Raw genomic sequence first — 12554 nt, forward strand, 5'->3', positions numbered from 1 at the left:
TCCCTCTCTCTCCGCACGACCACATGTGTTAACGCGGGGCCGGGCGAACGACTCTACATGATTACGAGTCGACGCATGGCCGCGGTCGACGTCAACGCCGAATCGCTCGGCGTCCCGCGGAAGCAACTCATGGAGTCGAGCGGAAACGCCGTCGCTCGGGTCTGTCGTGACCTCGCCGACCCCGGGTCGTCGGTCGCAATCGTCGCCGGACGCGGCAACAACGGCGGTGACGCCCTCGTCGCCGCGCGGTTCTTGAAAGCGTACGACGTGACAGTCACCCTCCTCGGTCGCCCGGAGACAATCTCGACGGACATCGCCCGCGAGAACTGGGAGGCACTCGTCGCGAGCGAGGTCGACCTTCAGACTGTCACCGATTCTGTGACGTTCGAACTCGGCGACCCCGACCTCGTCGTAGACGCAATGCTCGGAACCGGCGTGACGGGCGCACTCCGCGAACCTGAGGCGACGGCCGCCCGAGCAATCAACGAATCATCGGCGACTGTCCTCGCCGTCGACGTTCCATCCGGCGTCGATGCCGACAGCGGCGAGGCCGCAGGCGTCGCCGTCGAAGCCGACCACGTCGTCACCTTCCACGACGACAAACCCGGTCTCGAATCGCTCGACTGCGATGTCACAGTCGAAGACATCGGTATCCCGGCGGCGGCAGAGTTGTTCACCGGTCCCGGCGACCTGCTCACGCTCCGCCGCGACCCGCAGAGCCACAAGGGCGACCACGGCGACGTCCTCGTCGTCGGCGGCGGACCATACACCGGTGCGCCCGCACTGGCCGCACAGGCGGCCCTCCGCGCCGGTGCGGACCTCGCTCGTGTCGCGTGCCCCGAATACGTCGCCCGTGAAGTACAGGGGTACTCCGAGAATCTCATCGTCAGCGGATTCGACGGCGACCACCTCACCACCGACCACGTTCCGGGCCTCCTCGACGTCGCCGCAGACCGCGACGTGGTCGTCTTCGGACCCGGTCTCGGAGACCACGACGAGTCACTCGCGGCGGTTCGCGAGTTCCTCTCTGCGTACGACGGAACCGCCGTCGTCGATGCCGACGCCCTGCAAGTCGTCCCCGACGTGGACACCGAGGCGACGCTGATTTGTACGCCGCACCAAGGAGAGTTGGTGAAGATGGGCGGCGAGACGGACGACGACTGGGAGACGCGACGCGAACTCGTCCGCGAGTTCGCCGCGGACCTCGGCCACGTCCTCCTCGTCAAAGGTGCCTACGACGTGGTGTCCGACGGCGACGAGGACCGAGTCAACCGAACCGGGAACCCGGGGATGACCGTCGGCGGAACCGGTGACGTGCTCGCGGGGGCGACTGGCGCACTCGCCAGTGTCCTCCCACCCCTCGACGCGGCCGCCGTCGCGGCGTACGCGAACGGCCGTGCGGGCGACGCCGCCGCCGACGAGTTCGACGGCGGACTCGTGGCGACCGACCTGCTCGAACGACTGCCTGCCGCCCTCGAAGGATACCAACATGAGTGACGAGACACGACACGACGAGTCGAACAGCGGCGAAGAACGAGAACTGACGCACGTGGACGAGCGCGGAAACGTCCAGATGGTGGACGTGGGAGCGAAACCCGACACTCGCCGCCGAGCAGTCGCGCGCGGGACGATTCACCTCAGCGAGTCGACTGTCGGTGCGATTCGCGACGACCAAATCGGGAAGGGTGACGTCCTCGCCACCGCCCGTATCGGCGCGATTCAGGCCGTCAAACACACGTGGGAGACGATTCCGATGTGTCACCAGATTCCTATCACGAACGTCGACACCGAGTTCGAGGTGGCAGACGAGTCGGTCACACTCACCGTCACCGTCGGGACGACCGGAAAGACTGGCTGTGAGATGGAAGCGTTAGAGGGTGTGACGACTGGCCTGAACGTCGTCTGGGACATGGTGAAAGCCGCCGAAAAAGACGACGACGGGCAGTATCCGGGAACGAAGATTACGGACGTGGAAGTCGTGACGAAGGAGAAAGAGACGGTCGAGTGAGCGTCTCAGGTCGAGTCTGCAGTTACTGACAACTTCGCCGCCTTCGCCCGCGCCTTCTCGACGATTTCAGGGCGTGCCTCGAATTCGAGGTGGACTTGTTCGCCCTCGTACTCTTCGGTCTCGACGTGGGCGTGGTCGTAGAGCCACGAGACGAGACTCATCGTGTCGTCGGCCATCGGGAGCAGGAGGCGTTCACGTTCCCACGCCGGTAGTTCGCGCTCGACGCGTTCGGTCAACTCGGAGATGTTCTCGCCGGTCAGTCCCGAGACGGCGACGGGGTTCGGCGCGAGTGCCGAGAGCGCGGCGCGCTTTTCCTCCAGTTCCTCGTCGTCCACCTTGTCCATCTTGTTGAACACGGTGACGATGGGTGCCTCGTTGCGCTCGTAGAGCGTGTCGTGGCTCGTGATGAGTTTCTCGCGCATCTCCTCGACAGGTTCCGATGCGTCGACCACGAGGAGGACGAGGTCGGCGCGATACACCGAGTCGAGCGTCGACTTGAACGACTCGACCAGCCAGTGGGGCAAGTCGGAGACGAACCCGACGGTGTCGGTGAGGAGCACGTCGTGTTTGCCCGTCTCGGCCCGGCGCGTCGTCGTCCCGAGCGTCGTGAACAACTTGTCCTGCGACTCGGCGGTCGGGTCGAGGTCGGGGTGCAAGTCGTCGTTCTGGCCGACTTCGAGGTCGGCGGCGAGTCGCTGCATCAACGTCGACTTCCCGGCGTTCGTGTAGCCCGCGAGGGCGACGAGGTCGAACCCCGATTCGCGGCGCTGTTCGCGTCGGGTCTCTTCCTTGTCGGCGATGGCGTCGAGTTCGTTCTTGATGCGCGAAATCTGCGCTTTGATGTCGCGTTCGCGACTCTCGTCGTACTCCCCGAGACCCATGAATCCGGGGCGCTCGTCACGCTTTGCGAGCGAGGCTTTCGCCTCGGCGCGCGGAAGTTCGTAGCGTAACTCGGCGAGTTCGACCTGTAACTGCGCTTTGCGGGTATTGGCCCGCTGACCGAATATCTCGAGAATGAGCGTGAAGCGGTCGATGACTTCGACGTCCGATGGGAGTTTCTGGGCGATGTTGTACGTCTGGTACGGGCCCAATCGGTTGTCGAAGATGACAGCTTTCGCGTCTTCGCGGGCGACGAGCGCCGCTAACTCTCCGACCTTCCCTTCACCGAAGTGGTAGGCCGCGTCCTCCTCGCGGGTCTGCGAGAGGTGTCCGACGACCTCGTACCCCGCCGCGCGGGCGAGGTCCGTTATCTCGGTGAGTTCGGCGTCTCCGCGGTCGACGCGCTTCGCGACGATGACGCGCGTCATCGTCCCACCTCGATTGTGTGGTACGTTGCCTGCACTGTGTCACGAGGTACTACTTGCCCGAGACACTTAAGCCCCGCTCGGAACTGGTCACGCGGCGAGATGGTTTCCCGTCACCTCCGAGTCCATACCGGACGTTACGGAGGCGCACTCTTGTAGGTTCCCCGCGGGCGAGGCCGAGTCTCGGTTCTCCAGACAGTCCCCCACAAATGACTTATACGAACGGGCAGGATGTTCGGCGTATGGACCCCTTGCAACTAAGCTTGGACCCGCAACAACTCGGCATCGAGTTCGGGAGTGGGGCCGTCATCGGTGGCATCATCGGATTTGCCGCCAAGAAGGTGGCGAAGCTCATCGCCGTCATCGTCGGTCTCGAACTCGCGGTGTTCAAGTTCCTCGAATCGCGCGGCATCCTCACAGTCGACTGGGAGCGTCTCACCGGCGGACTGGTGAAAGTGACGCAGGACGCGGCGACCGGCGCGCCGCCGGACTGGATATCGACGATTCTCTCTACGCTCTCCATCTCCGCCGGGTTCTCCGGTGGGTTCCTCGTCGGATTCAAGAAAGGATAATCGCAGGGTGACAGCGTTCGACCGCTGTCGAATCGGTCGTCTTCGACGACCTCAGAGGTCGTCTTCGTCTTTGACGATTCGCGTCTCTGCGGTCCCGCTGGTGATGTTGTTCACCTTGTCGTAGAAGTCGTTCTGCATCCCGGCGGGGAACGTGATGACGCCGACCCACGACCCATCGTTTTGCCACTCCTCGCGTTCGAGTTCGCCGTAGCTTCGAATCTGCGCCTGTCCGCTCCCAGCGTACTCAGCAGGTAACTGGACAGCGATGGTGACTTCGGCGAACTTGATGGGCAAGACCGGGCGGAGCGCTTCGAGTGCGTCGTCGACCTGCGATTCGACCGGTTCCATCGGGTCGATTTTGAACCCGGCCTCTTCGAGCGCGCGCTCGATGCGTTCCGGCGGGTGCGGCGAGTCGTTCATCTGCGGGTTGACCGCGTTACGGGCGATGCGGTTGATGAGCGACTTGCGCTTCTGTTCTTGCATCTCGCGGCGCTGCTCGGCCGTAATCTGAATCTCTCCTTGCTTGACGACCTCGGGGATAATCTCCATCGGATCGGTCGTTCCGAACACCTTTTCGAGGTCGTTCTCGGCGGGGCGGTCGCCACGCGAGGCGTCTTCGAACACGTCCTCGGCGGCGATGACATCTTCGAGGTCACCGTCGAACTCGTCTCGCTTGATGGCCAGTGCTGCGTCGGGGTCGATGAGTACCTCGAAGCGCGCGCCGTGAGATTCCAGGCGGGCGGTGACTGCCTCGTCGAGTGAAATCATAGGTTCCGATACTCTCTCCGTGGTAAAAAGCCCTCGCCGACCGAGTGCCTGCAGTGTCGTCTGCCGAAATCAGTCGTTTCACGGACCGAAGAAACCGTTATGCTCGCCCGACCCCCACGATGCAGTATGAGTTCGCAAGCCTCCGAGAAGTCACTCGAAGAACGCATCGAGTTGTTCATGCGCCGCAACTTCCCGCAGATTCAGATGCACGGTGGGAGCGCCGGCATCGAAGCAATCGACAAAGAGACGGGCGAAGTCTGGATTTCGCTCACTGGCGCGTGTTCCGGGTGCGGTATCTCGCCCATGACGATTCAGGCGCTCAAGTCGCGCATGGTCGTGGAGTTCGACGAAATCGACGCCGTCCACGCCTCGACCGGCGGATTCTACGACGACGAACCGGGCGCGGGATTCGAACCCGACGTGTCCGACGCACCGTTCTAACTCCGATTTCTCTCTCGTTGTCTCTCTCCTTCGCGTTCGAGTCTTCAGTCTCGACTGACACTGGGAGCGGTCGCTCACGCCGTGCGATACGCGCTGGGAACCGAGACGCGCGAGAAGAGAGCGCTTACGCGAGTCGTTCGACGACGTCGACTAAGTCGTCCTTGCTCTGGACGCCGATGACCTGGTGGGCCTTCTCGCCGTTCGCGTAGAACTGGAGCGTGGGGACGCTACGAATCTGCTGGTCGCGGGCGAGTTCCTGCAGTTCGTCGATGTCGACTTTCGCTACGACGGCGCTCGTCTCCTCGGCAATCTCTGCGACAGTGGGTTCGAGCATCTTGCACGGCCCACACCACTCGGCGTGGTAGTCGACGAGGACGACGTCGTTGTTCGCGATGAGTTCGTCGAGGTGGTCCGCACTCTCGACGTGGATGGGAGCGTTAGTCGATTCGGGTGTACTCATGCAGAATCTTATCGGCGCGACACTCTTACTCGTTGCGCCCGTTTGCGCGGGGTCGCACGACCGCGAAACAGTGGGTTCGACGGCCTGAGTGCCGCCGTTAGAACCTGTACCACAGTAACACGCCGTCGTCGACTCGCTCGACCGACTGGAGCGACAGACGAGGGAAGTCCTCGACGAACCCGTCGCCGTCGGCGAGGGTGGGTGCGTCGCGGCCACCGATAATCATCGACCCGACGTAGAGTGTGAGTTCGTCCACGAGAGCATCGTCGAACAGCGAGAAGATGACTTCGCCGCCGCCTTCGACCATCACGCGCTCGACGCCGCGCGATTCGAGGACGCCGAATGCCTCCGGGAACGAGACGCGGCCCTCGCCGGCGACGACGACGACTGCGCCTGCGTCTTCGAGCGCCGTACATCGGTCTTCGGGAGCATCCTCGGAGACGAGGACGTACGTCGTCGCTACGTCGTCGAGGATTCGGGCATCAGTCGGCGTCCGGGCGCGTGAGTCGGCGACGACTCTGGCAGGGTGTGGTTCCTCACCGCGCGACTCGCGGGCAGAGACGAGTGACGAATCGTCGAGCGTGAGATGCGGGTCGTCGGCGAGGACGGTGCCGACGCCGACGAGGACGGCGTCGGATGCCGCGCGAATCTCGTCCACGCGGGCGAAGTCGTCGACGCCGCTAATCCTCACCTGCTCGCGGCGACGCGACGAGAGTTTTCCGTCTGCGCTCGTGGCGGCGTTCACGTGGACGTGCATACCCGACGGTCGGTGGGGCGGTGAAAACGCCTTTCGGTGAGACGTGTCGAGCGGGATTCACTCGGACAGGAATTAAATAGGGTTGTGTGGTAGATTGTGCCATCAATGAAACCGAAGGTCCTCATGCTGGGTTGGGGCTTCCCGCCGAACGTCAGCGGTGGTCTCGACACACACGTCGGCGAGATGTTCGAGCGACTCGAAGACCGGGACGACGTCGACATCGAACTCGTCCTCCCCGCCGAGTACGCGCCCGAACGAGAGGGCATCGTCGGTGTCCCGACGGGCGAGGGAGACATCATCACGCGAATCGGCCGGTTGGGAACGACGTTCGCCGAACGTGCCGCGGACGCCGATATCGTCCACACGCACGACTGGTTCGGTTACGGTCCCGGGTCGCGCGCGAAGTCGAACAACGAGGACGTCGAGTGGGTGACGACGTTCCACTCACTCTCGTCGGACCGTAACATCGACCCGCCGCAGCGTGAAGTCGAAACCGAACGCCGCATCGCCGAACGTTGTGACCACCTGCTCGCAGTGAGCAACCTCCTCGCCGGGAAGGTCAAAGAAGAGTACGGCGGCGACTGTCACGTCATCTACAACGGCTTTTCGGAGTGCGAGACGACCGGCCGCGACATCAAAGCAGAACTCGACATCGACGGGAAGATGCTCTTCTTCGTCGGGCGACACACCGACCAGAAAGGCATCTCACACCTCGTCTACGCGCTGGAGAAACTGGACCGCGAGGACGTGACGCTCGTCATGGGCGGGTCGGGACACCTCACGGACCAACTCAGGCGATTCGCGGAACTGCTCGGCGTCGAAGACCGAATCGAGTGGGCGGGCTACGTCCCAGAAGAGGAACTCGGCGACTACTACGCCTCTGCGGACCTCTTCGTCTCTCCGTCGCTCTCTGAACCGTTCGGTATCACCATCGTCGAGGCACTCTCGACCGGCACCCGTGTCGTCGCCACCGAGAGTGGCGCGGCGGAGGTGCTCCCGGAAGATTGCGTCATCGAGGTGGAACCTGACTCGCGTTCCATCGCCGACGGCATCGAGTACGGTCTCTCACTCGAAGGCGAACCAGAGTACGAACCGTACACGTGGGACCGCGTCGTCGACGAGACAGTCGCGTACTACCACCAGATTCTGGACGCAGGCGAAGAAGACGAAGAATAAGTCGCGGTCGAATTCGGGGCCTCGCTTTCGTTATCGGAGCAATCGGAGGTCGGTCACCGGTTCGGGGTGTCGAATCCGGTAGCCATCGCGGGTCGGAACCATCCCTTCGCGAGGCATCGTGCCGCGTGCAGACTGATACGGCGAGTCGTCGGTCTGGACCGACTGGTACGGAGAGTCGTACGCCGTCTGGTACGGACTATCCGAGCGCTGGTACGGACTGTCGTCCGACTGGCCGGCGTCGAACCCTTCCGGCGGGAGATAGATTCGCTCGCCCGACGCCGAGCGGACGACGACTGCGGTGTCCTTGTCGCCTTCCATCAGAATCGTCGTCCACCCGTCTTCGATGGTCACGGAGAAGGAGACGTCCTCCTCTGTCTCGGGCGTTTCGTCGTTCGTCATACGTCTCCAACTGACACGCGTACACTTAGTGATTCGCCCACGGTACCCGACTCGGTGGTGGGGTCTCACCCCCGCCGGCAATCCTTTTTATCCGAAGGGGGCGAATGCCTCATCGATGGAAATCGACCACCATGCCGAGGAGCTTGCCTCCGCCCTCGGTGTCGACAAAGAGGAGGTCAAATCCGACCTGCAGAACCTCTTGCAGTACAGCGTCCCACTGGACGAAGCCAAACAGAGCGTCCGCCGGAAGCACGGCGGTGGCTCCTCTGGAAGCGACGCACCGCCGTCGTCCAAGCGCATCGCCGATATCGGCCCGGACGACGGGAACGTGACGGTGTCGGCCCGCGTCCTCACCGTCGGGACGCGGTCTATCGTCTATCAGGGTGACGAACAGACCATTCGTGAGGGAGAACTCGCCGACGAATCGGGTGTCATCTCCTACACGGCGTGGCAGGACTTCGGCCTCGAACCCGGCGACTCGGTCACTATCGGGAACGCCGGCGTCCGCGAGTGGGACGGGAAACCCGAACTCAACATCGGCGCGGCATCGACTGTCGGCGTCGAATCCGAGACGGTCGAGACGCCGTACGACGACCGAATCGGTGGCCACGCGAACCTCATCGACTTACAGGCCGGTGACCGCGGGCGTGTCGTGGACGTTCGCGTCCTCGAAGTCGAATCACGGACAATCAGCGGCCGTGACGGTGAGACGACTATCCTCTCGGGCGTCCTCGCCGACGAGACGGGTCGTTTGCCCTTCACCGACTGGATGCCTCGCCCGGACATCGAAGAAGGCGCCAACGTCCGCCTCTCGGACGTGTACGTCCGCGAGTTCCGCGGCGTCCCGCAGGTGAATCTCTCCGAGTTCACGACGCTCGACGTCCTCGACGAACCGGTCTCCGTCACCGACTCCGCGCCCCGACTCAAGATTGGCGAGGCAGTCGACGCCGGCGGGATGTTCGACGTGGAAATTCTCGGGAACGTCCTCGAAGTGCGCGACGGGTCCGGCCTCATCGAGCGCTGCCCCGACTGTGGGCGCGTCGTTCAGAACGGCCAGTGCCGCCAGCACGGAGAGGTCGACGGCGAAGACGACATGCGCGTGAAGGCGATTCTCGACGACGGCACCGGGACACTGACCGCGATTCTCGACCACGACCTGACGACCGACGTCTACGGTGGCACGATGGAAGACGCGATGGCCGCCGCCCGCGAGGCGATGGACAAGGAAGTCGTCGCCGACGACATCGCGTCGAAACTCGTCGGCCGGGAGTACCGCGTCCGCGGCAACCTCTCGGTAGACGAGTACGGTGCGAACCTCGAAGCCGACGAGTTCGAAGAGAGCGACGACGACCCGGCCGACCGTGCGACGGCCCTCCTGACGGAGGTGCGCGCATGAGTTCCTCGCCAGTCGTCGGGACGCGCGAAGTCGCCTACCGCGTCTTCGCCGCCGAGTTCGACGACGCGTCGCTGTCGTACTCGGAGAGTGACGAAGAACGCGCGCCGAACTACGTGGTCACGCCGACGGGTGCCCGCCTGAACCGCACCTTCGTCGCTGGCGCACTCACCGAAGTCGAACACGTCAACGACGAGGTGCTCCGTGGTCGCATCGCAGACCCGACGGGTGCGTTCGTCACCTACGCCGGCCAGTACCAACCCGACCCGATGGCGTTCCTCGACCAGGCGACGCCGCCGGCGTTCGTCGCACTCGCTGGAAAGGCCCGGACGTACGAACCGGACGACGCCGACGTGGTCTACACGTCGATTCGCCCGGAGAGCATCAACACCGTCGACGCCGACGTGCGTGACCGATGGCTCGTCACGACGGCCGAGGCGACGCTTGACCGTATCGCGGTGTTCGACGAGGCACTCTCGATGCCGCAACGAGGGGACGAACTTCGTCGCGCCCTCGAAGCACGGGGCGTCGAGTCGACGCTCGCCGCGGGTATCCCCCGCGCTATCGACCACTACGGGACGACCCGCGCGTACCTCGAAGCGGTCCGGACGCTCGCCGTACAGGCGCTCGAACTCGTCGCCGGCGAACGCGACCACGTAGAGAACCTTGCAGTGTCACCGGGTGACGACGGCGACGCGACGCTCGGTCGCCTGCCGGAACTCGACCTCCTGCCTGCCGACAGCGTCGACGTCGCATCCGCCCCCGAAGCAGATGCTGACCCGGCCGAATCCGAGGGAGTCGAGACAGAGACAGCCGATGCGGAGGCAGTCGATGCGGAGGCGGAGACAGCCGATGCGGAGGCTGAGACAGTCGATGCAGGGGAAACTGAATCTGTAGCGTCTGCCGCCGACACAGAACCTGTCTCTGACGTGGACTCCGAACCAGTCGCGGAAACCGAGACCGAACCAGTCGCGGAACCGGTCACAGAACCTGATTCCGAGCCTATCGCTGCCGAGGCAACGACAGAGACGACAGAAACCGAGTCGCCGACCGAACCCTCGACCCTCGACGCAGACGACGAGACGCCGTCGGCGACGACCACGAGTGCAGACGAGACGCCGTCTGCAGACACGGTCGAGTCAGACGTGACGGCCGACACCGACCCGTCGGTCGAGTCGGATTCGAGTGGAACGCTCGGCGACTTCGACGACGGTGTCGCGGACGACGACCCACTCGACGAACCCGAACTCGACGAGTTGGGTGACTTCGACGACGACCTGCCTGACATCGACGAGACGGACTCGGAAGCCGACACAGGTGCCGTCGCCGACCCGGCAGAGACCGCCGACACAGACGCGTCTGCGAGCGACGTCACCGACCCGTCCGGCATGTACGAGATGGGCGACGAGGAACGCGCCGAAATCGAATCCGAGTTCGGCACGGAGTTCACGACGGGGACCGACGTCGACCCCGCTGGTGAGGCGGACATCGACGTGCCCGACGTGGACGAACTCGAATCCGAATCTGCGGCCGATGCTGAACCGGCGTCGGCAGCAGAACCCGAACCATCGTCCGAACCTGAACCGGCCTCTGAATCCGACGACGCCGAACCCGAGTCCACCGATGTCACGCCGGCGGAAGACGTCGACCTCGAATCGGCAGTCGTCGCGACGATGGAAGACATAGACGACGGCGACGGTGCCGCCCACGACGATGTCGTCGCTGCCGTCGTCGACGAGTACGGCGTCGACGCGGATGCCGTCGAGGACGCAATTCAGGACGCACTCCTCGGTGGGCGCTGTTACGAACCGCAGGACGACGTGCTGAAGGCAATCTGAGGCGGTGAGCGGCCTGCTCGTCGAACCGATTCCCGGCGAACCCGCCGCCGTCGCCCAGACGACGCGCCGCGGATTCCCGGAGCGCTCGCTCGTCGTCGCGGACTACCACGCCGGCATCGAGGCCGGACTACGGTACGAGCGAGGTGTCGAACTCCCGTCGAACGCCGCAGTTCGCCGTGAGCGACTGCTCTCGCTCCTCGACCAGACCGACGCAGACCGTCTCGTCGTCCTCGGCGACTTGGGCCACCGCATCGGCGACCCAAAGGGTGCAGAAGCCGAGGAGTTGACCGACCTCGTCGAGGCCGTGACCGACCGAGCAGAGATGATGCTCGTCCCCGGCAACCACGACGGCGGGCTGGCAGACTTCTTCGGCGACAGCGTCGAAGTGACAGACCGGTCCGGCGTTCGACTCGGCGATGTTGGCTTCTGCCACGGCCACACGTGGCCCTCGCGAGACGTGCTCGCCGCCGACGTGGTCTGTTCGGCCCACGAACACCCAGCGGTCAGACTCGAAGACGAAGTCGGCGGTGCGCGAAAAGAGCGCGCGTGGCTTCGAGGCCGACTGGTTCCCGACGTGTTCGCCGAGCACTTCGACGTCGACGTGGCGGAGTTGGAGTGGCGCGACCCGGAACTCGTTCTGTTTCCGGCGTTCAACAACACCTCCGGGGGGACGTGGGTCAACGTCCCCGGGCAGGGCTTCCTCTCGCCGTTCCTGCCCGACGGCCTCGCGGACGGGGAGGCCTACCTGCTGGACGGGACGCGGTTGGGCGACTACCGGAACGTGTGACGAACGGAGAGCACAGGCTACGAGAATGCGACAACGAGGACACCGAGAACGAACACGACCACACCCACAATCTGCGCCAGCCGCTGCCACCCTGACCACTCGCGGAAGTATTCTGGAACGCCTCGCTCTCGTTCCTGCACGGCGTAGACGACGAACACACCGCTAAGCGCGACGAGACCTGCCCAGAAGACGATTTCCCACAGGGCAAGTTCACGAGTTCCGACACCGAAGGCGATGAGGGCATTTCCTGCCAGAAACCCGGCTTGCGACAGCCAGAACGACCGCTCGGGAGTCACGTCACCACCGAGTACAGTTGGAGAGCGACGCCGAACGTGTAGAGCGCCGCGCCGAGGACGACGAGATAGACGAGTGGGCCCCAGTCCGACGGGACTCGGGCACGGTCGGGGTCGCGGAGGGCGACGACCGACGCGTAACCGACCGTGACGATGCCCGCGGTCGCCGCCGCGGTGTTGATACCCACGTCTCCCGCAGACACGTCGAGCGCGACATCGGCGGCGGCACAGAGACCGAAGACGGCGAACGCGGACCAGTAGACTCGTTTCGGGGACACGCCCGAAATTGAGTCACGAGCGACATGAATCATCCGGCTGTGGCCGCCCCGAGCGGTGTGCTCAATAGCCTCGAACCGTA

The 12554-nt window shown here is 64.3% G+C and carries 15 protein-coding genes; 8 read left to right on the forward strand and 7 right to left on the reverse strand.

From position 1 onward, the window contains the following. Positions 1–57 precede the first annotated feature (57 nt). Both GJR96_RS13630 and moaC read left to right on the forward strand, forming a co-directional pair. Positions 58–1497: an NAD(P)H-hydrate dehydratase gene (locus GJR96_RS13630; RefSeq protein WP_255471309.1), complete on the forward strand. Its 1440-nt coding sequence runs from the start codon at positions 58–60 to the stop codon at positions 1495–1497. Then, entirely contained in the window at positions 1490–2008 is a 519-nt protein-coding gene (gene moaC / locus GJR96_RS13635; RefSeq protein ID WP_151163427.1) for a cyclic pyranopterin monophosphate synthase MoaC, read from the forward strand. Before GJR96_RS13630 ends, moaC begins: the two co-directional genes overlap by 8 nt. A gap of 5 nt (positions 2009–2013) precedes the next feature. Here moaC and hflX read toward each other — a convergent pair whose 3' ends face one another. Next, entirely contained in the window at positions 2014–3315 is a 1302-nt protein-coding gene (gene hflX / locus GJR96_RS13640) for a GTPase HflX (RefSeq protein ID WP_151163428.1), read from the reverse strand. Between the two features lie 239 nt (positions 3316–3554). Here hflX and GJR96_RS13645 point away from each other — a divergent pair, with 239 nt between their 5' ends. Beyond that, positions 3555–3884, forward strand: a complete 330-nt coding sequence (locus GJR96_RS13645) for an FUN14 domain-containing protein (RefSeq protein ID WP_151163429.1) — start codon at positions 3555–3557, stop codon at positions 3882–3884. Between the two features lie 51 nt (positions 3885–3935). Here GJR96_RS13645 and GJR96_RS13650 read toward each other — a convergent pair whose 3' ends face one another. Continuing rightward, complete coding sequence (locus GJR96_RS13650) at positions 3936–4652, reverse strand: ribosome assembly factor SBDS (RefSeq protein WP_151163430.1); 717 nt, start codon at positions 4650–4652, stop codon at positions 3936–3938. Positions 4653–4778: 126 nt separating this feature from the next. On the opposite strand from GJR96_RS13650, the gene GJR96_RS13655 reads away from it, so the two are divergent. Continuing rightward, entirely contained in the window at positions 4779–5093 is a 315-nt protein-coding gene (locus GJR96_RS13655) for a NifU family protein (protein ID WP_151163431.1), read from the forward strand. Positions 5094–5217: 124 nt separating this feature from the next. Here the strand turns inward: GJR96_RS13655 and trxA are convergent, their stop codons facing one another. After that, positions 5218–5553 carry a thioredoxin gene (gene trxA / locus GJR96_RS13660; protein WP_151163432.1) on the reverse strand — a complete coding sequence of 112 codons (336 nt, stop codon included), beginning with the start codon at positions 5551–5553 and terminating at the stop codon, positions 5218–5220. Positions 5554–5650: 97 nt separating this feature from the next. Next, entirely contained in the window at positions 5651–6310 is a 660-nt protein-coding gene (locus GJR96_RS13665; protein ID WP_151163433.1) for a 2,5-diamino-6-(ribosylamino)-4(3H)-pyrimidinone 5'-phosphate reductase, read from the reverse strand. Positions 6311–6433: 123 nt separating this feature from the next. On the opposite strand from GJR96_RS13665, the gene GJR96_RS13670 reads away from it, so the two are divergent. Then, entirely contained in the window at positions 6434–7486 is a 1053-nt protein-coding gene (locus tag GJR96_RS13670; RefSeq protein ID WP_151164051.1) for a glycosyltransferase family 4 protein, read from the forward strand. 30 nt (positions 7487–7516) lie between these two features. Here the strand turns inward: GJR96_RS13670 and GJR96_RS13675 are convergent, their stop codons facing one another. Then, complete coding sequence (locus GJR96_RS13675; protein WP_151163434.1) at positions 7517–7885, reverse strand: DUF7510 family protein; 369 nt, start codon at positions 7883–7885, stop codon at positions 7517–7519. Positions 7886–8000: 115 nt separating this feature from the next. Here GJR96_RS13675 and GJR96_RS13680 point away from each other — a divergent pair, with 115 nt between their 5' ends. From GJR96_RS13680 to GJR96_RS13690, 3 genes are read left to right on the forward strand one after another with little or no spacing between them, the layout of a single operon-like run. After that, positions 8001–9281, forward strand: a complete 1281-nt coding sequence (locus GJR96_RS13680; protein ID WP_151163435.1) for a Single-stranded DNA binding protein — start codon at positions 8001–8003, stop codon at positions 9279–9281. Continuing rightward, positions 9278–11116, forward strand: coding sequence for a rpa-associated protein (locus GJR96_RS13685; protein WP_151163436.1), 1839 nt, complete (start codon positions 9278–9280; stop codon positions 11114–11116). Before GJR96_RS13680 ends, GJR96_RS13685 begins: the two co-directional genes overlap by 4 nt. A gap of 4 nt (positions 11117–11120) precedes the next feature. After that, positions 11121–11903, forward strand: coding sequence for a metallophosphoesterase (locus GJR96_RS13690; RefSeq protein WP_151163437.1), 783 nt, complete (start codon positions 11121–11123; stop codon positions 11901–11903). Positions 11904–11920: 17 nt separating this feature from the next. Here the strand turns inward: GJR96_RS13690 and GJR96_RS13695 are convergent, their stop codons facing one another. Next, the gene (locus tag GJR96_RS13695; RefSeq protein WP_151163438.1) at positions 11921–12199 is read right to left on the reverse strand and encodes a hypothetical protein; all 279 of its coding nucleotides are present in this window, start codon (positions 12197–12199) and stop codon (positions 11921–11923) included. Beyond that, complete coding sequence (locus GJR96_RS13700; protein ID WP_151163439.1) at positions 12196–12474, reverse strand: hypothetical protein; 279 nt, start codon at positions 12472–12474, stop codon at positions 12196–12198. The genes GJR96_RS13695 and GJR96_RS13700 overlap by 4 nt, the downstream gene beginning before the upstream one ends. Positions 12475–12554 lie beyond the last annotated feature (80 nt).

It is taken from the genome of Haloferax litoreum (assembly GCF_009674605.1).
Taxonomy (GTDB): Archaea; Halobacteriota; Halobacteria; order Halobacteriales; family Haloferacaceae; genus Haloferax; species Haloferax litoreum.